At 35.9% G+C, this 22935-nt stretch carries 16 protein-coding genes; all 16 read left to right on the top strand.

Going from position 1 to position 22935, the window contains the following annotated elements; genetic code table 11:
• Positions 1-397: 397 nt before the first annotated feature.
• The 16 genes from BMX10_RS06480 (at position 398) to BMX10_RS18530 (ending at position 22930) form a co-directional block, all read left to right on the top strand.
• On the top strand, positions 398-1336 hold the full coding sequence (locus BMX10_RS06480) for an AEC family transporter (protein WP_090441169.1): 939 nt from the start codon (positions 398-400) through the stop codon (positions 1334-1336).
• 344 nt (positions 1337-1680) lie between these two features.
• A complete protein-coding gene (gene lipA, locus BMX10_RS06470; protein ID WP_090441164.1) occupies positions 1681-2538 on the top strand; it encodes a lipoyl synthase in 858 nt (285 codons plus the stop codon).
• 738 nt (positions 2539-3276) lie between these two features.
• Positions 3277-5160, top strand: a complete 1884-nt coding sequence (locus tag BMX10_RS06465) for a sigma-54 interaction domain-containing protein (protein ID WP_090441161.1) — start codon at positions 3277-3279, stop codon at positions 5158-5160.
• A gap of 237 nt (positions 5161-5397) precedes the next feature.
• A complete protein-coding gene (locus tag BMX10_RS06460; RefSeq protein ID WP_090441158.1) occupies positions 5398-6357 on the top strand; it encodes a thiamine pyrophosphate-dependent dehydrogenase E1 component subunit alpha in 960 nt (319 codons plus the stop codon).
• A 12-nt stretch (positions 6358-6369) separates the two neighbouring features.
• Positions 6370-7344: an alpha-ketoacid dehydrogenase subunit beta gene (locus BMX10_RS06455; RefSeq protein ID WP_090441155.1), complete on the top strand. Its 975-nt coding sequence runs from the start codon at positions 6370-6372 to the stop codon at positions 7342-7344.
• Positions 7345-7415: 71 nt separating this feature from the next.
• Complete coding sequence (locus tag BMX10_RS06450) at positions 7416-8459, top strand: DctP family TRAP transporter solute-binding subunit (RefSeq protein ID WP_208976118.1); 1044 nt, start codon at positions 7416-7418, stop codon at positions 8457-8459.
• Between the two features lie 63 nt (positions 8460-8522).
• Positions 8523-9002, top strand: coding sequence for a TRAP transporter small permease (locus BMX10_RS06445; RefSeq protein WP_090441152.1), 480 nt, complete (start codon positions 8523-8525; stop codon positions 9000-9002).
• A complete protein-coding gene (locus BMX10_RS06440; RefSeq protein ID WP_090441149.1) occupies positions 9003-10286 on the top strand; it encodes a TRAP transporter large permease in 1284 nt (427 codons plus the stop codon).
• Between the two features lie 62 nt (positions 10287-10348).
• Positions 10349-11641, top strand: a complete 1293-nt coding sequence (locus BMX10_RS06435) for a dihydrolipoamide acetyltransferase family protein (RefSeq protein ID WP_090441146.1) — start codon at positions 10349-10351, stop codon at positions 11639-11641.
• 10 nt (positions 11642-11651) lie between these two features.
• Complete coding sequence (lpdA, locus tag BMX10_RS06430; protein WP_090441143.1) at positions 11652-13040, top strand: dihydrolipoyl dehydrogenase; 1389 nt, start codon at positions 11652-11654, stop codon at positions 13038-13040.
• A 204-nt stretch (positions 13041-13244) separates the two neighbouring features.
• Entirely contained in the window at positions 13245-13934 is a 690-nt protein-coding gene (gene lipB / locus BMX10_RS06425; RefSeq protein WP_208976117.1) for a lipoyl(octanoyl) transferase LipB, read from the top strand.
• Positions 13927-14784, top strand: a complete 858-nt coding sequence (gene lipA / locus BMX10_RS06420) for a lipoyl synthase (protein ID WP_090441140.1) — start codon at positions 13927-13929, stop codon at positions 14782-14784. Before lipB ends, lipA (BMX10_RS06420) begins: the two co-directional genes overlap by 8 nt.
• 1330 nt (positions 14785-16114) lie before the next feature.
• Positions 16115-16705: a TorD/DmsD family molecular chaperone gene (locus tag BMX10_RS06410; RefSeq protein WP_090441134.1), complete on the top strand. Its 591-nt coding sequence runs from the start codon at positions 16115-16117 to the stop codon at positions 16703-16705.
• Positions 16706-16730: 25 nt separating this feature from the next.
• Complete coding sequence (locus BMX10_RS06405; protein ID WP_090441131.1) at positions 16731-18980, top strand: molybdopterin-containing oxidoreductase family protein; 2250 nt, start codon at positions 16731-16733, stop codon at positions 18978-18980.
• A 111-nt stretch (positions 18981-19091) separates the two neighbouring features.
• Complete coding sequence (locus tag BMX10_RS06400; protein ID WP_090441130.1) at positions 19092-19844, top strand: 4Fe-4S dicluster domain-containing protein; 753 nt, start codon at positions 19092-19094, stop codon at positions 19842-19844.
• Positions 19845-19846: 2 nt separating this feature from the next.
• Complete coding sequence (locus BMX10_RS18530; protein WP_090441128.1) at positions 19847-22930, top strand: NADH-dependent [FeFe] hydrogenase, group A6; 3084 nt, start codon at positions 19847-19849, stop codon at positions 22928-22930.
• Positions 22931-22935: the final 5 nt, after the last annotated feature.

Raw genomic sequence — 22935 nt, 5'->3', positions numbered from 1 at the left:
AGTGCTTCCTAGCATCATGATTTCATTTAGAATCAACAGTAGCTTTTAATATAGCCTAAAGCTAAAGAAGATACTATTATAAGACCTAACTACATTAAAGGGACAGCCAGCAGGTCACAAGGGTCATTGATGGAGCTGTTGGCCCAAAATTTTTGGAAAAGAAGAAAGAGTATAATGTAAACTCAGAGATGTTATTATAGGGAAAAAACGGCAAAAAAACGAAATATTATAAATGGTAGAAATATAATTAAATATTAAAACTTTTTATTTCTAAAACCGTAAGTAAATAGTTTATTTCAAAAGATATCAAAGATTGATTTAACCGGTATTATGGCATTGAAGGGTATGAAAGAAGACTTATTTACATTAGTAACACCTGTACAAAGGAGGAACATTAGTGATTGCAGCAGATGGCCTACATAGTGCACTGAGCATACTATTTATTATTCTAATAGGCTATGCTCTAACCCATATAGGAATGTTTAATCAAGAGGTATCTCGATTATTTTCCAAAATAGTAATAAATGTTTCTCTACCAGCGTTAGTATATTCAAATCTAATAAAAACCTATAGCAAAGATATGTTGATGGAATCTGGGCTAGGATTAGCAATTTCAATAATTACAATGATCCTATCCTTCATGATCGGCATGTTGGTAGGAAAATTATTAAAAATAAAAACTGAAAGAATAGGTTTATTTGCCAGCATGTTTGCCATGGGAAATACATTATTTATAGGCCTTCCTGTAAATATTTCCGTGTTTGGCCAGCAAAGCCTCCCTTATGTGTTACTATTTTATATGGGAAATACAATTATGTTTTGGACAGTGATTGTATACAGTATTAGGCAAGATAAAGAAAAGGGTATAAGAAAGCTTTTAGGTTGGGATAATGTAAAAAGAATTTTTTCACCTCCGTTGATAGCATATTTTATAGGGATGAGTGTTATTCTTTTAAATATTTCAACACCAAAATTTGTTTTTGACACATTTTCATATATAGGACAGCTGACTACGCCATTATCCTTGTTATTTATTGGTATTGTAATTTATTCAGTAAATCTAAAAGATATTGAGTTTGATTTATCTGTGGCAGCCATCATGATAGGCAGATATATAGTATCGCCACTTTTAGTGTATATATTTGTAAAGGATCTTTCAATCCCACTTTTAATGAAAAGAGTTTTTATCATGGAAGCAGCCATGCCAGTAATGACATTGATAGCAATTGTAGCTCAAGCATATGATGCAGATTATAAATATGCAACTGTTATAGCAAGCATCAGCACATTAATAAGTCTAATCGTTATTCCTATATATAGTGTTATTTTGAGCTAGAATAGAAGAAGTAACCATAAATAAGACAATAACAGCTATTCATGGATAATCTGCACAGGAGTAGAAGCTGTTTTGAGGCAGTTCATAATGTCTGTGAAAGTTGTATTGATATGGTAAAAAGGCAATCCCCCCCCTCTTAATATATATAGAGATGAACCCATGGCTTTAGCTGTGGGTTTATCTATAGAGCTATAGAGCAAAGGCTTTATAGATAAGCCCATAGAAGAAAAGGAGTAAAGCTTTGAAAAGAAAAGCTTAGCTCCATATAAAAGTAGCTGCAAGAATATATAAAATTTTGAAGAAATAGAAGAAAAAGTGAAAATTAGAGGAGTTGATTTAAACATATGATTAATGATAAGCCATCATGGTTAACAAAAAGAGTGCCAAACCAAGAAAGCCTTCATAGAATGGATCACATGCTAAAGTCCTTATCCCTTCATACAGTATGTGAAGGAGCAGATTGTCCTAATATAGGAGAATGCTTTGAAAACAAAACTGCAACTTTTATGATTTTAGGAAAAACATGCACAAGAAATTGCAGGTTTTGTGCTGTTTCCAAAGAAGCACCAGAGATATTAGATGAAAAGGAACCTCAAAACGTTGCTGCAGCAGTAAAAAAATTAGGATTAAAGCATGTAGTGATTACCTCAGTTACAAGGGATGATTTACAGGACGGAGGAGCGGAGCATTTTGTTAATACTATTAATGAAATCAGGAGCTATAATAAAGGGATTACAATAGAGGTACTAATCCCGGATTTTAATGGAAATCATAAGGCATTGACAAAAATTATTAAGGCTAAGCCTGAAATTATCAATCATAACTTAGAAACAGTTCCTTCCTTATATCATAAAGTCAGACCTGAAGCTAATTATGAAAGATCACTAAATCTTTTACAGACTGTGAAAAATATTGATGGACAAATTATTAGTAAAACAGGACTAATGTTAGGATTAGGTGAAAGAGAAGAAGAAATTTTAAAGGCAATGGAGGATTTAGTAGAAATCAATTGCGATATATTAACACTGGGTCAATACCTCCAGCCAACAAAAAAGCATATAGAAGTGGTTGAATATATAACACCAGAAAAATTTAACTACTATAAGAAGGCTGCAATGGAGAAGGGTTTTAAATATGTAGCCAGCGGTCCTTTTGTCAGAAGCTCCTATAATGCTATAGAAGCTTTAAAGGTAATCAAATAAGTCAAAAGAACAATCCTATTAATACTGTTACTATACACATAACCTTTGTAAAGATAAATTTTACTAGACAAGGTCTACGGTTTTCCTCAAAACCGTGGGTTGCAAATCCAGCTCTTATCCTATTAAAATTTAGGGACATATGCCTATGAGAATGTATATGTAGAAGTTTCTATCCACACAGTATGTTGTTGGTAGTCTAGTCTAGTAATGAGAGGTTAAAGGTAAAACTTAAATATAAAAGGAAACATGGGTTAACGATTAACAAGCTAAGGAGCACTCCTTAGCTTGTTTTTTTGCAACAGAGCATCTCGAAAACTTTACACAATATTCCATATTTTTAGCATAATATTGCAAAATTTTAACACAATATTCCAAATTTCGTAGACTTCTAAAAAAGATTGTTATATAATAGTACAATAAAAGAACATTCAAAAAATTTTCAATATTTAAAAATAGTTGTGCTAAAAATCTGTACAATATACATAAAACTTTTAATTTTATTCTAAGAAATAATTATAGATCATGAGAATAGCAAAGAATCTGACAAACTCTAGTGCTTTCTAGCAGCATGATTTTATTAAAATTAACAGTAGTTTTTAACATGACCACAATTCAAAATTAGTTATTTGTACGCTGTTTTATCGATCAATACTTAATTATTGGCATAGATGAAAACGTTTTTAAAATTTGATATGAGAAAAATATGGTTTAAATTAAAAAAAATTATTGGAGGCTAACATGATTGATAAAGAAAAGGTACAACCCTTAAAGTTTAAGGAGGAAATTACCAATAACTGTATAATGTCCAAGGAAATATTTGATGAAGTAGTAGTAGACAACTTTGTTTTAATAGAAAATGCTAAAATTTTTATGAATTACTTATTATCCTTCATGGGAGAAAGAAATTTCGTTATTATTTTAACAGATAAAAAGGGTACTGTGTTAGAAATTGTTGGGGGAGAATACATTTTACAAAAATCAAAAGAAGATTTAAATTTTGTAAAAGGAGCAATGTTGAAGGAAAGCTTGGATGGAAGGTCAGCCATTAATCTTGCTATTAAACAAAAATCCCCGGCGCAGGTATGTGGTGATGAGCATCAAAAGCCTAGTCATAAAAGCTGGTCATGCTATGCTGCACCTATTATGATCGAAGAAGAGATTAAGGGAGCAATATGCCTCAGTACATACACAAAAGAGTTCAATACAAAAGCCTTGGGGATGGTCATTGCATCCGCAAAGGGTATAGAAAATCAAATAAAGAACCATATCAAAACCTTAAAAATTCAAGAGCAGACAAAATACCAAAATGCTATCGTTGAGAATATTACTGAAGGTTTTCTGACCATCGATAAGAATGGAATCTTAACCTATATAAATGACAAAGGAAGCAGAATACTGGGTATCAACAAAGAAGAAAGCATAGGAAAACATGTTGGAGAGTTAGTTCCCTTTAAGCCGATTATTTTAGAAGTACTAGATACTGGAAAAGGTTATACAGATCGTGAATATGTTTTAGAGAACTTTAAGGGAGGTAGATACCATCTGCTTAAAACAGCTATACCTATCTGGGATGAAGACGGAGAGTTAATCGGTGTAATAGATATATTCAAAGAAATAAAATATGTAAAAAAAATGGTAAATTCTATGGTGGGGGCAAAGGCAAATTTCACCTTTGATGACATAGCTGGTAAAAGCAGTAAGCTAAGACAAAGCATAAAAACAGCAAAGAAAGCTGCTCAAAGTTCTTCCAATACATTAATCCTTGGTGAAAGTGGGACGGGCAAAGAATTGTTTGCCCAAGCTATCCATAATCGAAGTGCTAGAAGGAATGGACCATTTATTGCTATCAATTGTGCTGCGATGCCAAAAGAATTAATTGAGATCGAGTTATTTGGATATGCTTCTGGAGCCTTTACTGGCGGCATCAAGGGGGGAAGACCAGGTAAATTTGAATTAGCAAATGGGGGAACCATCTTTTTAGATGAAATTGGAGATATGCCTATAAGTGTACAAGCAAAACTTTTAAGGGTATTACAAGATAGAAAAATAGTGAGGGTAGGAGGAGATAATCTTTTTAGTGTGGACGTTAGGATTATCGCCGCCACCAACAAAAATCTTTATGAGGCTTGTAAAAATGACGAATTCAGGTGGGATATATATTATAGGCTTAATGTATTAACCATTCACATCCCTCCTTTAAGAGAAAGACCAGAGGATATAAAGGAGATTACCCTGCATCTTATCAGGAAGGTTAATAAAAGAATTGGTAAAGCAATAAAAGGTATTAATGAAGGAGCGTTAAAGGCATTGGAAGGCAACTGTTGGAAAGGCAATGTAAGGGAACTAGAGAATGTCTTGGAGAGATCAATGAATATCTGTGATGAAGAACATATTACTATTGAAGATCTTCCCGAAGCTATTAAGCAGAAGCATAGTCAAGAAGTAGAACATGAAGGATTTCAAGAAAAGATAAAATTAATGTCTTTAGAGGAAATGGAAAAGGAGTTAATTACTGAAACATTAATGTACTGCAAAGGCAATGTTTCAAAAGCGTCTAAGATTTTAAATGTGAGTAGGAACACATTATATAACAAAATGGGAAAATATCAATTAAGCATATAACAAATAAGGTATTAAGAAAGTAGTAATATTTTACAGGAAAGGTTTTTGGTGGTTTAAGCTTCATGGATGGATAGATATATTTTATTGAAATTCAAACATTTAAAAGCGAAATCTTGACATTGTGATTTTTAAACGTGGGATTGAAGAAGATGAAAATGATTGGATCGAAATTTGCTGCCAAGATATAGCAAGTATATTTATATAACTAAAAATAAAAAATTTCAGGAGGTGCCAGCTATGTATGATAAAGCATTGCTAAAGGATTTTTACAAGACAATGGTAAGCATTCGCTACTTTGAAGAAACAATTGATGAAATGTCCTTAAAGGGAGAAATCCCTGGGTTTGTCCATCTATACATTGGAGAAGAAGCCATTGCTACAGCTGTATGCCAAAATCTAACCCATAAGGATTATATCCAAAGCACCCATAGAGGTCATGGACATACCATTGCCAAAGGGGCACAGCTTGACAGAATGATGGCGGAGCTGTTTGGCAAAAAAACTGGCTATTGCAAAGGTAAGGGCGGTTCGATGCATATAGCAGACTTTAGTGTAGGCATGCTGGGAGCGAATGGCGTTGTGGGAGGCGGCTATACTTTAGCTGTTGGAGGTGCTCTAGCAGAGCAAATGAAAGGTACCGATAATATTGCTGTAGTATTCTTTGGTGATGGAGCTTCAAATAGGGGGACATTCCATGAGGCATTAAACATGGCGGCAGTATGGAAATTACCAGTAATTTTTGTATGTGAAAATAACGAATGGGCATCAACTACTCCATATTTAACACAAACTTCAGTAAAAGACATCGCTGATCGAGCAGTAGGCTATGGAATTCCAGGAGTGATTGTAGACGGAAATGATGTTTTTGAAGTGTATGAAGCTGCTAAAACAGCAGTAGAAAGGGCTAGAAGGGGTGAAGGACCTACATTGCTTGAGGCAAAAACCTATCGAATCAAAGGGCATTTTGTGGGAGACCCAGAAATGTATAGAACAAAGGAAGAGGTTAAAGAACGATTTGACAGCAATGATCCAATTAAACGATTTGAGGATAAGGTTTTATCCTCTGGAGATATGACGGAAAGTGATCTTGAAGAAATAAGAGAAGAAATAAAATTTGAGATTGAGAAAGCTATTGACTTTGCTAAAAACAGTCCGTTTCCTGGTGTTGAAGAACTATACACTGATTTATACGTTTAGGGGGTGAGTAGGATGAGAAAAATTACATTTTCACAAGCAACTTTAGAAGCGATGCAGGAAGAAATGAGAAGGGATGAAAATGTTTTTATTTTAGGGGAAGATATTGCTAGACAGGGAGGAATCTTTGGACAATTCAAAGGCTTACCTCAAGAATTTGGTTTTGATAGAGTAAGAGACACTCCTATTTCGGAAACAGCAATTATAGGGGCAGCTATAGGAGCTGCATTAGCAGGCATGCGTCCTGTTGCGGATATGCATTTTGCAGATTTTATGGGTGTATGTATGGATGAAATATTTAATCAGATGGCTAAAATTAGATATATGTTTGGAGGCCAGGCCACTGTACCTATGGTTATAAGGGCACCAGACGGATTAGTGCGGTCGGCAGCAGCCCAACACTCACAAAGTATAGAAGCTTGGTTTTTACACATTCCTGGCATAAAAGTGGTAGCGCCGTCTAATGCTTATGATGCAAAAGGGTTATTAAAAGCAGCTATCAGAGATGATAATCCTATTATTTATTTTGAAAATAAGGATCTGTTTAGACAAGAAGGAGAAGTACCTGAGGATGAGGAAATACTAGTGCCAATAGGTAAGGCCAAAGTAGCGAAGGAAGGTAAGGATGTAACCATTGTATCCTATTCCATTATGATGCAAAATGCTTTTGAAGCAGCTGATGAATTAGCCAAAGAAGGAATCAACGCAGAAATTATCGACCTGAGGACGATATCTCCTATCGATAAAGAGACAATCTTAAATTCTGTTGCAAAAACAAAGAGATTATTGATTGCTCATGAAGCAGTAAAAATCGGAGGAGTTGGAGCAGAAATAGCTGCTATTGTTGCTGAAGAGGGACTAGATTATTTAGATGCACCTATTGTGAGGGTAGGGGCCAAGTATACCCCTGTACCATTTAGTCCAACATTGGAAGAGGCTTATCGGCCTAAAACAGAAGAAATTGTCAAAGGTATAAAAGAAATGTTATAATTTCTTTTAATAAAGTTAACCTATGCTTAAATCAAGGTAACTTTAAATTCAATTTAAGAGGAGGAGAATGTATGAAAAAGAGAATCACGTTATTACTAGTTTGTATGTTAGTAGTTTCACTGATGGCAGGATGTTCCAGTAGTCCAGAGGCTCCAGCGGGGGGAGATGCAGGAGAGGCGCCAGCAGAGCAAGGTAGTCAATTTGATGCAATGACCTTAAGAATGAGTGTAACCACTGCTGACACATCACCTTGGTACAAGGGTGCTGAAAGATTTGCAGAGTTAGTAAGTGAAAGAACTGACGGTCAAGTTACCATTAATATTTTTCCAAATGAGCAACTATCTAATGGTAATCAACCAGGAGGGATTGAGCAGTTACAAAATGGTGTAACCGATTTATCCTATCACTCCACAATTATTTATTCTGTTTTAGATCCTAAGTATTCAGTTATCTCAATGCCTTGGATTCTACCAAACAACGAAATGGTAGACGCAGCTCTAAATGGTGCACCTGGTCAAGCAATAAAAGATTTGACTAGAGAAAAAGGAATTGAGCCTTTAGCTTTTGGAGAAAACGGTTTTAGACAAGTAACCAATAGTAGAAGAGCTATTGCCTCTCCAGAAGATATGGCGGGAATGAAAATCAGAATTCCTGCAATGCAAATGTATACAGACCTATATAGAGCATTAGGAGCCGATCCTACAGTAATGAACTTTGCAGAGGTATTTACTGCATTACAACAAGGAGCCATTGATGGACAAGAAAATCCTTTAGCGATTATTGTTTCCAGTAACCTGTATGAAGTACAAGATCAAATATCTTTATGGAACTATTCCTATGATGCATTGATTTTAGGTATGAACAAAGCTAAGTTTGATTCAATGAGCCCAGAATTGCAAACGATTTTTTCAGAAGCTGCTGAAGAAGCTAGTGCATACCAAGTACAATTAAACAGAGAAGCAGAAGCTGCAAACCTTCAATTCTTAATTGATCAAGGAATGACAGTAACTGAGCTTACAGATGAACAAATCGAAGCATTTAGACAAAAAGTAATACCTGTTTATGAAGCACATGAAGAGATTATTGGTAAAGAATTAATGGATATGTTTAGATAAGATTTATTACAAAACACACAGTGGCCTGCATAGCAGGTCACTGTAATAAAGGTGGTGAGCAAAATGATTAGGATTTATGATTGGATTGAGAAAATTGCCAAATGGCTATTGATTTCTAGTTTAATAGTAATGGCAACCATCAATTTTGGTAATGTACTATCCAGAAATGTTTTTAAAGCTTCCTTTTCATTTACTGAGGAATTAACCATTGGCCTCTTTGTATTTAACACATTTATTGCTGCTGCTTTAGCTGCAAGAAAAGGGGGACATCTAGGGCTAACGATTATATTTGATAGACTTTCAGAAGCAAACCAAAGAATATTGAGTCTATTAACAGGAATTATATCATCAGGATTATTTGGATTATTAGCATATTATGGCTATCTGATGACAAAATCACAGGCGCGATATGGACAAATGTCACCTGCATTGGGCTTACCACAATGGATCTTTGGATCTGCTATCCCAATAGGTGCGGCATTATGTATGCTGGGTTTTTTAGTAGGCGGCATAGAAGCATTTAAGCAAAAGGGGGATGAATAAATGGGTTTTTCAGTGTTAACATTATTTGGGTCCTTTTTTGTACTATTATTGATGAATATCCCCATTGCTGTAGCACTTGGTTTATCTTCTATTATTAGTTTAATTGTATTTGATGTACCATTGTCAATATACTCCTTTACCATGTATTCAGCTACAGCAAAGTTTACGCTATTGGCTATTCCGTTTTTTATTCTGGCGGGGATGATTATGGAGCGAGCTGGTATTTCCAAGAGACTTATAGACTTTGCAAATAAGGCTGTAGGTCATCTAAGGGGTGGGTTAGCAATTGTATCCGTTATCACATCCTGTTTTTTTGCGGCTATTTCAGGTTCAGGACCAGCAACAGTTGCGGCATTAGGCTCTATTTTGATTCCAGCAATGGATGATGCGGGCTATGAAAAAGGAATGGCTTCAGCATTGGTAGCCTCAGCTGGGGCGATTGGTATTATTATTCCTCCTAGTATTGCATTTGTTGTCTATGGAGTTGTTGCTGAAGTATCAATAGGAAAGCTATTTATTGCGGGAATTGTTCCTGGCTTGTTGTTTGGTTTATCTTTGATTGTTGCAAGCCTAATTGTTTCTAAAAATTATGAGTTTAAGAATGTTAAGGTTGCCACACCAGCGGAGCTATGGAAGTCATTTAGAGAAGCCCTATGGGGAATTATGACACCAGTCATCATACTAGGTGGAATCTATGGAGGCATCTTTACTCCTACAGAAGCTGCAGGTGTAGCAGTATTTTATGGCTTATTCGTTGGGATTTTTATATACAAGGAACTAAAGATAAGGGATTTAGGCAAACTAATGGTGGACGCATCCATCAGTTCAGCGGTAGTTATGTTAATCGTATCCTCTGCCTCTGTTTTCGCATGGATTGTTACAACCCAAGGGATTGCTACTGGAATTGCTCAGTCGATGATGGCTATGACTACAAACAAATTTATCATTTTGATTATCATGAACATCATTTTATTAATAGCCGGCTGCTTTATTGACGCAATTAGCGCCTACTATATTTTATTACCAATATTTATACCAATCCTTAATGTAATAGGAGTAGATTTACTTCATTTCGGCATCATTATGACAGTGAACTTAGCCATAGGGCAATTTACTCCTCCAGTAGGTGTTAACCTGTATGTCGCCTGTGGCATTGCAAAAATTAGCTTAAGCAGAATATCCAGGGCGGTGATTCCATTTGTTGTTGTTTCCATAATAGCTTTGCTTTTAATTACTTACATACCATTCATATCAACCTTCCTACCATCATTATTAGGTATGTAGAATAATGGTCAGCAGCTAAGAAAAAGGGAATCACTAAGCATGTATGAAAAAGGAGGGATCATATGGCTACTTTAATACAAATGCCTAAGTTAGGATTAACTATGGTAGAGGGAACTATTACTAATTGGTTAAAAAAGGAAGGAGATTATGTAGAGAAGGGCGAAGCACTTTTCGAGGTTTCTACAGACAAAATCAGCAATGAAGTAAATAGTACTGTTGGTGGAGTTTTAAGAAAGATTTTCGTGCAAGAAGGTCAAGTCTGTGAAGTGAAAAAAAATGTAGCTATTATCGGGGAAGAAAACGAGGATATCAGCAATTATCTAGGAGAAGACATAGAGGACAATGAAGAAAATACTAAAAATGAGGCAGTTGTAGAAAAAAGCACTGCAGTTGTAAGCACAGGTGATATAAAAGCATCTCCTTTGGCAAAAAAAATAGCTAGAGACAACGGTTTAGACTTATCCATCATAACTGGAACTGGTCCTAAAGGTAGAATCGTAGAAAGAGATGTTTTAGCCCATATGGAAGCTTCAACAAAAAAAGTAAAGGCATCTCCAATGGCTGTTAAAACTGCGGAAGAATTGCAAGTAGACTTAACAGAAATCCATAAAGACACAAGAATTATGAAGGCAGATGTTTATAACTTTGTAAAAGAACAAAGCACCATAGCCTTTGGCAAACAGGAAGAAAAAAGAGTGGCTATGAATCAAATGAGAAAAGTTATTGCCAATAGAATGCATCAAAGCTGGACTACGGCACCAGCAGTTACTTATAATCTCAAGGCAGATGTAACTAACTTAAAAGAGCTTAAAGAGCAATTGTCAAATGAGCAAAAGGTTACTTACACAGATTTATTAGTAAAAATTGTGGCAAGGGCTTTAATAGAATTTCCATATCTCAATAGCTCTATCGAAAATGATGAAATAATACTAAGGAATTATGCCAATGTTGGGGTAGCGGTTGCACTGGAGGAAGGCCTTGTGGTACCAGTTGTAAAGCTTGCTGATAGTAAAGGGTTAAAAGAGATATCAACGGAAGTAAAAGAACTAGCTGAAAAAGCTAGAAGCAATGAATTAACAGAAGATGACTATACAGGTGGTACCTTTACCATAACCAATTTAGGGATGTTCGGGATGGAATCCTTCACCCCAATTATTAATCCACCGGAGGTTGGAATTTTAGGAATTAACAATATTATAGACACACCAATGGTAATAGATGGAAAAGTAGTTATAAAGCCTATGATGAACCTAAGTTTAACAGCAGATCATAGAGTAGTAGATGGAGCAGTAGGAGCACAATTCTTAGCACGTGTGAAAGAATATATAGAAAAACCAGGGAAATTACTGCTTTAGGAGGGATACTATGAGAATAGCTGTTCTTGGGGGAGGTCCTGGAGGATATGTAGCTGCCATAAGAGCAGCACAACTAGGGGCCGAAGTAACCATTATAGAGAAGGAAGCATTGGGTGGTACCTGTTTAAATGTGGGATGTATTCCTACAAAGGTATTACTTCATACTGCAGAATTATATAGTCACATGAAGGAAGTAAATGACATCGGATTAGTGGTTGAAAAAGTAGGACTAGATTGGGATAAACTACAGGAAAGAAAAAATAATGTAGTGAAGCAATTAGTAGATGGTGTAAAAGCATTATTGAATTCCAATAAAGTTAAAATAATGCATGGCAGAGGGCATTTCATTAGCAAAAATCAGTTAGAGGTTCAGCTAACGGATGAAGGAAAAGAAATCATTGATTTTGATTACGCTATTGTAGCCGTAGGATCAGAATCTACAAAAATTCCTATAGAGGGAGCAACTTTAGAGAATGTAATCAATAGTGATGAAGCGCTTTCTTTAGAGGAGATACCAAAAAGCATCTGCATTATAGGCGGAGGTGTAATAGGGACTGAATTTGCAAGTATTTATAGCAGATTAGGATCAAAAGTGACGGTAGTAGAGATGCTACCCAATATACTAAATACAATGGACCAGGAAATTGTACAATACGTAGAGCATGAATTAGAAAAGAACAAAGTAGAGATTAAAACCAACACAAAAGTAAAGGCTATAAAAGAAGACAAAGGATTATTAGAGGTTTCTATTTCTTATGATAATACAGAGACAAAAATTCAGGCAGAGAAGGTACTCATAGCTACAGGTCGAAAGCCTTCTACAGACCATGTTGGCTTAAAAGAAATAGGCATTAAGCTTAATGGTAAAGCTATTGATATTAATAAAAAAATGCAGACAAATATCAATAATATTTATGCAATTGGTGATTGTACAGGAGGTATTATGCTGGCTCATGTTGCATCAGCTCAGGGAATCGTTGCAGCGGAAACCATTATGGGAGAAGAGGCTACCATAGATTTTAAAACAATACCCTCTTGTGTATATACAAAGCCAGAGATTGCTACAGTTGGATTAACAGAAGAAGAAGCAAAAACAGCAGGATATAATGTTAAGACTGGAAAATTCCCATTTATGGCTAATGGAAAATCCCTCATCATGCAGGAAACTGAAGGAATGGTGAAGTTTGTTGCAGATGCAAAAACCGGCGAGGTCTTAGGACTACATATAGCAGGACCTAGGGCTACAGATATGATTGCTGAGGGTTCACTAGCCATCCGATTAGAAGCAACCATAGATGAGATAATAACAACCATTCATGGGCATCCTACTGTATCTGAAGCTGTTTTGGAGGCAGCTCATGATGTTTATGATAGTTGTATTCATGTGGTGAAAAGATAATTCTCCCCCCTCTTATATATAGGGATAAACCCATAGCTCTGGCTGTGGGTTTATCTATAAAACCTCAAATAGTGGTTATATAGATAAGCCCATAGAAAAAAGTCCAACTATAAATTGTCAAAAATTTATTGATAACATCGGAAACAACCTAATTTGTATGTGTTACCTCTAAAAAAGGCCTACTAAAGCAAAGGGGGAAAAACCTTGAAAAAAGTTGGTTTAATTAATCTAGACATTATGGAATACCAAAAATCACTAAAAATACAATACATGCTTGTAGACTATATAAAAAAGTGTGAAGATATAGCGGGGTTCTTTCTATTAGTAGAGCATTTTCCCGTTTTTACAGTTGGGAAAAATGGTGGCATGGAAAATCTATTGTGGTCTAAAGAATATATTGCCTCTATGGGTATAGATTTATACGAGACAGACCGAGGAGGAAATATTACTTATCATGGTCCTGGACAAATTGTTGGTTATCCTATTTTAAATCTAAAGCACTTTCATCAAGATATCCATTGGTATTTGCAACAGTTAGAGGAAACGATCATCATAACATTGAAAGATATGGGGATGTTAGCAGGTAGAAAAAATAAATATAGAGGTGTATGGGTAGGGGAGAATAAGATATGTGCTATGGGAATATCTGTGAAAAACTGGATTACCTACCATGGTTTTGCTTTGAACTATTCAGTGAATGAAGAACACTTTAGAATGATTCAACCTTGTGGTATCACTGAATTGGGTGTTGCCTCCATCAAAAAGATTAAGGAGGATGTTCAAAAAGAAGAAGTTTACCTTGGTATAAAAAATAGCTTTCAAGAATCCTTTAACTGTGAATTAGTAGAAGAAAAAATAGAAGCATTAGAGGAGCTGATTCTGACAGATGATTAAAAATAGACCCCCTTGGTTAAGGAAAAAAGCACCAAATCAAGAAAGTCTAAATGCAATGGAAAAAATGCTAAAGTCTCTATCTCTGCATACTGTATGTGAAGGGGCAGATTGTCCAAATATCGGAGAATGCTTTGAAAACCAAACTGCTACCTTTATGATTTTAGGAAAAACTTGCACCAGAAACTGTAGATTTTGTGCAGTTTCAAAAGAGTCACCAGAAAAGTTAGATGAAAAGGAACCTCAAAATGTTGCCATTGCGGTAGAAAAATTAGGATTAAAGCACGTAGTTATTACTTCCGTTACTAGAGATGATTTACTCGACGGAGGAGCTGGACATTTTGCCAAAACCATTAATGAAATTAAGAATCTGAATAAAGGCATTACAATAGAAGTGTTGATACCTGATTTTGCTGGTAATCTACAGGCATTAAAAGAAATTATTAAAGCTAAGCCTGAAATTATCAATCACAATCTAGAGACAGTTCCATCTTTATACCAACAGGTAAGGCCACAGGCGGATTATCAAAGATCTTTAAGTATATTGAAAGCTGTAAAAGATATAGACGGAAGCATAGTTATAAAAACTGGAATAATGTTGGGCTTGGGTGAAAAGGAAGAGGAAATCATAAGGGTCATGGAGGACTTAATAAAAATAAATTGTGATATTCTGACATTGGGACAATACCTACAACCAACCAAGGAACATATAGAAGTGGTTGAATACATACCACCAGAAAAATTTGATGACTATAAAGAAAGAGCATTAAATATGGGGTTTAAATATGTAGCAAGCGGTCCCTTTGTCAGAAGCTCTTATAATGCTGTAGAGGCACTAAATGTAATGAAATAAGCTAGGATAGGAACTCATTTTTTTGACAGACTATTTAAGCCTCAACACTTTCTAGGTACTGAATTCGTTATTGAAACGAATTCAGTCCTTTTAATTTGCATTTGATTCCTTTGTTACTGTATTAATCTAGATAATTTCAAGATCTTTGGAAAAATATCTTAGCGACATGAGCTCCAAGAGGTAGAGAAATTCTGATTTTAATAAGTCAAAGAAATTCTTCCTAAATGTGTTATTCAAGAAGTAGCCCTTACATGACCTACTTTAAATCATCACTTTTTTATTTAGGCTATATTTAAAGATAGATGTTGATATTATATAAATAAAATCATGATAAGATTCTGAGTGATTGTCACTCTGAGCATAGCGAAGAGTCTTAGATCCTTCGGTTCCCACAGGATGACAAATCCCAAGAACTAATAGAACTCTAAAATCAACAATAGTGTTTAACAGAGCCTTTATTTAGAGTAGGGATTGATATTGTTCCATCAGATAAGCCTTATCCAGTAGTTTTGCAATGAAAAAATATAGATAGATAATCCCTTTGTTTATAAATATACAGAGATGCCAATATAGCATAAAAAAATCTAATGCATATAAAAACAACTTATACGCTGCAAAAACTACAGACACATCCAAAAAAATATTATATAATAGCATAAACAAATGAAAAATTATAATGCTAATATTTATATTTATATCACTATTCATCTAAATTAATTCACTCATTAAGGTTAGTAGGAACAAAATATTTTATTAAAACAAGTTATACTTATGGATATTCAAATAATAAAAAGTGAGTTACTCTACAACTTATTATGGAATATCAATATGTAAATAAATCGGTGACATACCACTAGATAGAAATAACCAGCAGAGAGAATATAAGGCCATGAATATTACCATATAGACATATGCACATATGATATAAATTATTTTTATAGATATAAAAATAATTTATACACAATAAATCGTTGAGTACAACATAAGAGGTTCTTATGTTGTATAATTAGAACTTATATATAATGGAATAATTATATATTAATATATATAAGAAATTTTTATAACTATAAAAATAATTAATATGCAAGGGTTTTTTATTGTTATTTGGCACATACACTTATATTTAGTGCCATTATCCATAGTAGGAATAAAGAAATATATGTATTTTGCTGTTAATGCACTTAACATTTAATAGATTTGACAGGATCTGAGAGTCAAGATTGTGAGACAAGCCATAACAGGTTAAGTTTTCACTACTCTTTTGCTCATAAAGTTTCAACTTGAAAGGAGGTGACAGAGGGTTGGCATCAGATTAGAAGGGGGTGACAGAGTGTCAATATCTGAAGTAAGTTTAAGAGGATTAAATTACATCATGCTGTCAAGTTTGTTTTATAAGAAGATTGATCTAGAAACGATTGAAAAGTCTAAGGAAATTATTGAAGCTTCCTTATCATATTTTTTAGGGAATAACAAGGCGGCAAATCAGTTGGCTGATGTAATGGATCCTTTACTAACTGAAGAGCAAATTTTAGATTTGCAGGTAGAATTCACTAGTTTGTTTTTACTCCCTTCAGGAGTTAGACCTTATGAGTCTGTTTACAGGGGAGAGAAGTTTCAGCTAAAGCAAGAACCATGGTTGGAGGTAAAAAGATTTTATTACCAATGTGGATTCAAGCTGGATGAAAGCAGCGGCTTCCTAGAGGATCATATTTCAGCAGAATTAAATTTTATGTCACATTTGATTGAAGAGGAAAAGCATGATTTAGTACGTCGTTTTTTTAACAATCACATAGGACAATGGATGCCAAAATTGTTAGAGGACATAACAAAAAGTACAGATGCTGCCTTTTATAAAAAGGTAGCGGAGTATGCTGCTGAATTTATTGAGTCTGAGAAAAAGATACTTATCCAAAATTGTTAATTTTTTTAGGAAGGAGTGAAGCAAAGTGAGTGGTCGCGAAAGATTCAAGTTGGATCGTAGAGATTTTATTAAAACAACTGTAGGTGCTGGATTAGCTGCTGGAGTAGGCTTAGGTGTACCTAAGTTTGTTAGAGCTCAAGAACAGGATGCACTTCCTTTAAATGAGGAAAGTGCAAAGGTTGTTCCGAGTTTCTGTGGTGTTTGTAGTGGAGGCTGTGCTATACAAGCTTATGTACAGAATGGACGAGTGGTTCACTTAAAAGGTAATCCTCATGATCAGGCTGCTACAGGACGCTTATGCGTTAAAGGCTATAATACTTTAGAAACACTATATGACCCTGATAGGGTAAAACAGCCTATGAAAAGAACAAATCCAAATAAGGGAGAAAATGAAGACCCAAAATTTGTAGAAATTTCTTGGGAAGAGGCTATTGAAACGGTAGCGGAAAAATTCAATGAAATTCGCGAAGAATATGGGGGACATGCCATTAGTTTTTTCCATCGTAGTCATCCTTTTTCTGAAAGATTGGGTAGAGCCATCGGAACGCCTAACTTTATTGCCCACCAAAGTACCTGTTTTACAACTCAGGAGGCTGCTTGGCATGCTATGGTAACGGGGAGTGGAAAGCCTTGGACCTATGATCTGGAGAATACCAAGTATATTTTATCCTTTGGCTGCGATTTGCTAGGAAAGGCTAAAAATATGCATATGCAGAATGTAACGAATGCTCTTAGAAAAGGAGCAAAGCTTGTTGTGTTAGATCCTTATCAGTCTATAACAGCATCTAAAGCTCATGAGTGGATCCCTATTAAACCTGGAACTGATTTAGCCTTTACATTAGCCATGATTCATGTAATTACTCAAGAGAAACTATATGACAAGGAGTTTGTTGAAAAATACACCACTGGTATTGAAGAAGTTATAAGTTTTGCTAGAAGGTATACGCCAGAATGGGCGGAGGAACTAACGGATGTTCCTGCGGATGTAATCAGAAGAATTGCTAGAGAATTTGCTCAAACTCCTCCAGCTCATATACCAAGTCATAAGAGGGATGCAGCAGGACCAAATTATGTGAACAGTACTAAATTGGCTCAATCACAAGTGCTTTTAAACGCCCTTGTAGGGACCATAGATAGGCCAGGAGGTGCCATGCTTCCACGGAACCCAAGGTTACCTGGAATGGATGCAATATTCCCACCACCAGCGTTTCCTGATATGGTTACGAAAAGAATAGATGGATGGGATGAAGAGCCAATCATGCATACTTATTACAGAGGTAATATGGCTACAGTTGCTGATGGTATCCTAAATGAAAAACCTTATCCTGTAAAAGCAGCTTTGGTAAGGGGCTACAACACACTGACATTTCCTAATGCAAAGAGGATGACAGAGGCTTTCAAGAAATTGGATTTCTTAGTAGTATGTGAAATCATTCCTACGGAGCTAGTGCAATTGGCTGATATAGTTTTCCCAGAACCACATTTCTTAGAAACATCAAGTTTTGCAAATAGGGGATATCATTCTATGTATCCTCAGCTTGCTATAAGGTTACCAGTTAGTGAGACATCACTACACAATACAAAAGGATTTGGTTCTATTATTTTAGAGCTGGCGGATAAAATGGGCTTAGGGAGATATTTTGAAGGAGTTTCAGGTGGTAAGTTTGATGATGAGCGCCTCAAAGCAATAGGTACTAGCTGGGAAGAATTCAAGCAAAGCCCTACTGGTCTTTGGGGGGATGAACAAGCTTTAGAGCCTAGAGAAGAATTTAATACCCCTAGTGGAAAAATTGAGCTATATGCAACTGTTTTTGAAAAATATGGTTTTGACCCGCTGCCTACTTGGCAACCTAAGCTTGAAATGCCATCTGAAGAATACCCATTTTATTTTGTAATCAATAGACCAATTGTCCACAAGATGGCAGCAACTCAAAATAATAGAATAGCTCATGAAATTTCTCCAGAGAATCATGCTGTCATGAATGCTGATAAGGCAGCTGAAATGGGAATAAAAGATGGAGATGAAGTAATTGTAAAATCTAAAGTTAACGAAGTCAAACTAAAAGCAAGACTCATCCAAGGAATTAGACCTGACACCATCATGATCGAACATGGTTTTGGACACAGAAGTAAGGCTCTTAGACTTGCTGATGGAAAAGGTGCCAATGATGGAGACTTAATTCCAGATTTTAGTGTAGAAGAGTTTAAGAAATTAAGAGATCCTGGAGCGGGTGCTTGCATGACAGATGTTTGCTTAAGTATCAGGAAGGCATAACAAAAGTGGACAACCTTCAACTGTTTCATGCTATAGGAAAACGATTTACCAGTAATGCTAATCAGATTTGTTAAGGGTTTTAAAGAAAAATGAAAGGGGGCAGTAAAGCTCATGTCTTATGAAAATACAGCGATGTTAGTTGATGAGTCATTATGTACTGGATGTAATGCATGCACCGTTGTTTGTAAACAACTTTATAAGTTACCGCACGGTGTATTTAGAACAAAAATCAACAGGCTATCTTTTGGGGCATATCCTGAGGTGAAAGATTATTTTGATAAAAGAGCATGTTTTCACTGCACTGATGCCGCATGTGTAAAGGCTTGTCCCACTGGAGCATGTCAGAAGGATGAAAATGGCCTGACGATGATAAATTCAAGCCTCTGTATTACATGTAATTGGTGTGTTAACAATTGTCCATTTAATGCTGTTCAACCTGATCGTGCAAACGGTACCATTGAAAAATGCACATTATGCTCTGGTAGGATTAAAAAAGATCAGGAACCCTTCTGTGCTGAAGCGTGTACCACTAGAGCAGTTAAATTTGGTACTAGAGGAGAAATGTTGCAATTAGGCAAAAAGAGAGTTAGCGAGCTTAAAAGTCAGGGTTATACTAATGCCTATCTTTACGGTGACTATGAATTAAATGGGCTGAAGGTGTTAACGGTTTTAACAGATGAGCCTGAAAAATATAATTTGCCTCGCAATCCTAAAATTCCAATAAGTCTTCAAATTTGGAAGGGTATACCATTTAAGCCTTTAGTATTAGCGGCAGGTGGAGCTGCATTGGCATTTAATGCTCTGCACACCCGGAAAGTGAAGAACTTACAAAATAAGAATAAACAAAATAAGGGAGGGGAATAAAGTTGCTAACTATAACAATAGATGGTAAACAAATTAGCACTCCCAAGGGCACTACCATTTTGGAAGCTGCTAAAAAAGCCGGGATAGAAATACCCACCCTATGTCATCATAAGGACATTTTTCCTCCAGAAGTGCAAAAAAGCGGTGGTTGTCGGATTTGTATGGTAAAGGATGTAGCAACAGATAAAATGATACCTAGCTGTGCTGAACCAGTCACTGATGGAATGAGAATAATTTCATCCAACAAAAAGATTAAGCAGGCTAGAAGGAATATCTTAGAATCCATATTAGAGAATCATCTAATTGATTGTGACCACTGTCTGCGGCAAAAAAAATGTGAGCTTATGACACTAGCTAAAGAATTTGGTTTGGATCATATTACCTCTACTAGTGTAAAACGCTTGGTAGAAAAAATGGATATCAGCAGTGAAGGGATTAATAGAGATCCTCAAAAATGTATCCTGTGTGGTCGTTGTGTAAGAGTGTGCAGCGAAACTCAAACAGCAGATATTTTAAGCTTTAAATATGATGGATTTCCTAATCAAGTCACGCCACCATTTTCTGACGAAGTATCACCTCAATATGAAAGACAGTTGAAGGATACCGCATGTGTAGAGTGTGGTCAATGTGTTACGGTTTGCCCTACAGGAGCGTTGACAGAAAAAAGTCACGAGGAAAGAGTATGGGAAGCGCTAAAAGATCCTAATAAACATGTAGTTGCTCAGACTGCACCTGCTATTAGAGTGTCTATTGGAGAGGAGTTTGGTATTGCTCCTGGTGGAGTAAGTACAGGGCAAATGGTAGCTAGTTTGAAAAACCTAGGTTTTAATAAGGTTTTTGATACTAACTTTACTGCTGACCTGACAATCCTAGAAGAGGGTCATGAATTTATAGATAGAGTGGGCAAAGGGGAAAACTTACCTATGTTTACCTCCTGTAGTCCAGGCTGGATTAAGTTTATGGAGTATAATTACCCGGAATATTTAGATAATTTATCTACCTGCAAGTCTCCACAACAAATGTTTGGAGCATTAGCAAAATCTTATTATGCTAAAAAAGCTGGCATTGACCCTAAAGATATTTTCTCAGTTTCACTGATGCCATGTACAGCTAAAAAGTTTGAAGCTAGTCGTCCTGAAATGAGTCAATCAGGTATTCAAGATGTAGATGCAGTATTAACTACAAGAGAATTTGCTCGAATGGTGAAAAAGGCTAACATCGACTTTAAAGGCTTGGAGGAGCAAGAGTTTGATAATCCTCTCGGGGTCTCTACAGGTGCTGCAGCAATTTTTGGAACCACAGGTGGAGTTATGGAGGCTGCTCTTCGTACTGCAGTAGAAGTGATCACAGGCAAGGAATTAGGAGGAATAGAATTTCAACAGGTGAGAGGTTATGAGGGTATAAAAGAAGCTACCTTACAGGTAGGAGAGCTGGAAGTAAAAGTAGCTGTGTGCCATGGACTATCCAATGCTAGAAAACTATTAGAAATGATAAAAAATGGCGATGCTTTTTATCACTTTGTGGAAGTTATGTCTTGTCCTGGGGGTTGTATCGGAGGAGGAGGTCAACCACTGCCAGCAACTAAGGAGAAAAGACAGGCTAGAATGGATGCCATCTATGAAGTAGATAAAAACCTACCGTTGCGAAAGTCCCATGAAAATCCTGCTGTACAAGAACTGTATAAAGAGTTCTTAGGAGAACCATTAGGGAAAATGTCCCATGATCTGCTTCATACTGAATATACAGAGAGGATACAAAATAGCACCCTGCATAAAGCGATAAAAGAAGCTGGACTCTCTGACCAATTAGTGTTTCCACTAAAGCAGGGTGATGGTAAATTTGCCCGTCCAGTAGTTATAGAAGGGGAAGAAGTATCAGTAGGACAAAAAATTGCTGAGGCTAATGGCTTCTATGGACGCCATATCTATTCAGGGGTTGTAGGAAAAGTAATAAAAATCAAAGAACAAAATGATAGTAGAACAAAAAACGCTGAAAGCATCATTATTGTTCCTGGAAAGCTTCAGGAGGCTATGCTAAAGGAAGTTTCTGCTGCAGTAGACAGTGTTGAAAAAGCAGATGGGATTTCTACTGATTCTCAAGAAGTAAAAATTGAAGAACTTTCTGTTAATGAGCTAAGGGAAAAAATAGCAGGTATAGGTATATCACATCTTCCTGCCATTAGTAACACAAGAGTCAATACACCTTTATTTGAAAAGGGAATAGAATGGGAAGCTAACCATAAAGATACTCTTGTTATCAATTTAGCAGGGACAAATAATCTGGTTACCAAAGATCATCGACTGGCCTTGGAAAACATCAACCAGCTGCTGAAGGGAATAAAGGTATTGTTAAAAGCATTCAAGCTAGAAAGATGTGTAATTGCTGCATGTGCAAATGATCCTACGGTGATTAATCTATTGTCGGAAAAGGTACAGAACGACGAGATAATAGAAGTGGTTACTGTAGCAGATAAATATCCCCAAAGCAAAGAATCAATGCTGATTCAAAAAATCTTTGCTTCAGGAAAATCCATTGAAGCCTGTATGATTACAGATGTTGAAACTGTTGTAAAAATCTACAATCGTATAACTGCTGGTGTCCCCAATATTGATACGGTAATTACAGTAGATGGCTTACTGGTGAAGGACCCTAGAAACTATAGAGTAAGACTGGGAGTATCTTTAAAGTCAGTATTAATGGAAGCTGGCGTGGATCTCAACCAAATTGAGAGCCAAGGGGTTAAAATCTATCTAAGTAAAAGGGACGGACAATTAAGGGAGGCATCTTTAGAGGAGTTCATTACTGATAGTATCCAGGGTGTTCTAATTCTAGCAGAAGAGACAAAACTCTCGAAGCTGGAAAATTATGATGATTGTGTTCACTGTGGACGATGTGTAGAAAACTGTCCAATGGAGCTATATCCTAACAAGCTAAGCATATTTGCAGAAACAAAGCAATTAAGTGAAAGTAGAGGGTATAATGTAGAGGATTGTATAGGCTGCAGCATTTGTGCTTTTGTCTGTCCATCCAATAGACCTATCTCTAGTATGATAAAACAAACAAAGGATGAATTAAAAGTATTTTAGATAAT

Origin of the sequence: Natronincola peptidivorans, assembly GCF_900111615.1 — a bacterium.
GTDB classification, from domain to species: domain Bacteria; phylum Bacillota; class Clostridia; order Peptostreptococcales; family Natronincolaceae; genus Natronincola_A; species Natronincola_A peptidivorans.
This window is presented reverse-complemented; position numbering and strand designations above follow the sequence as displayed.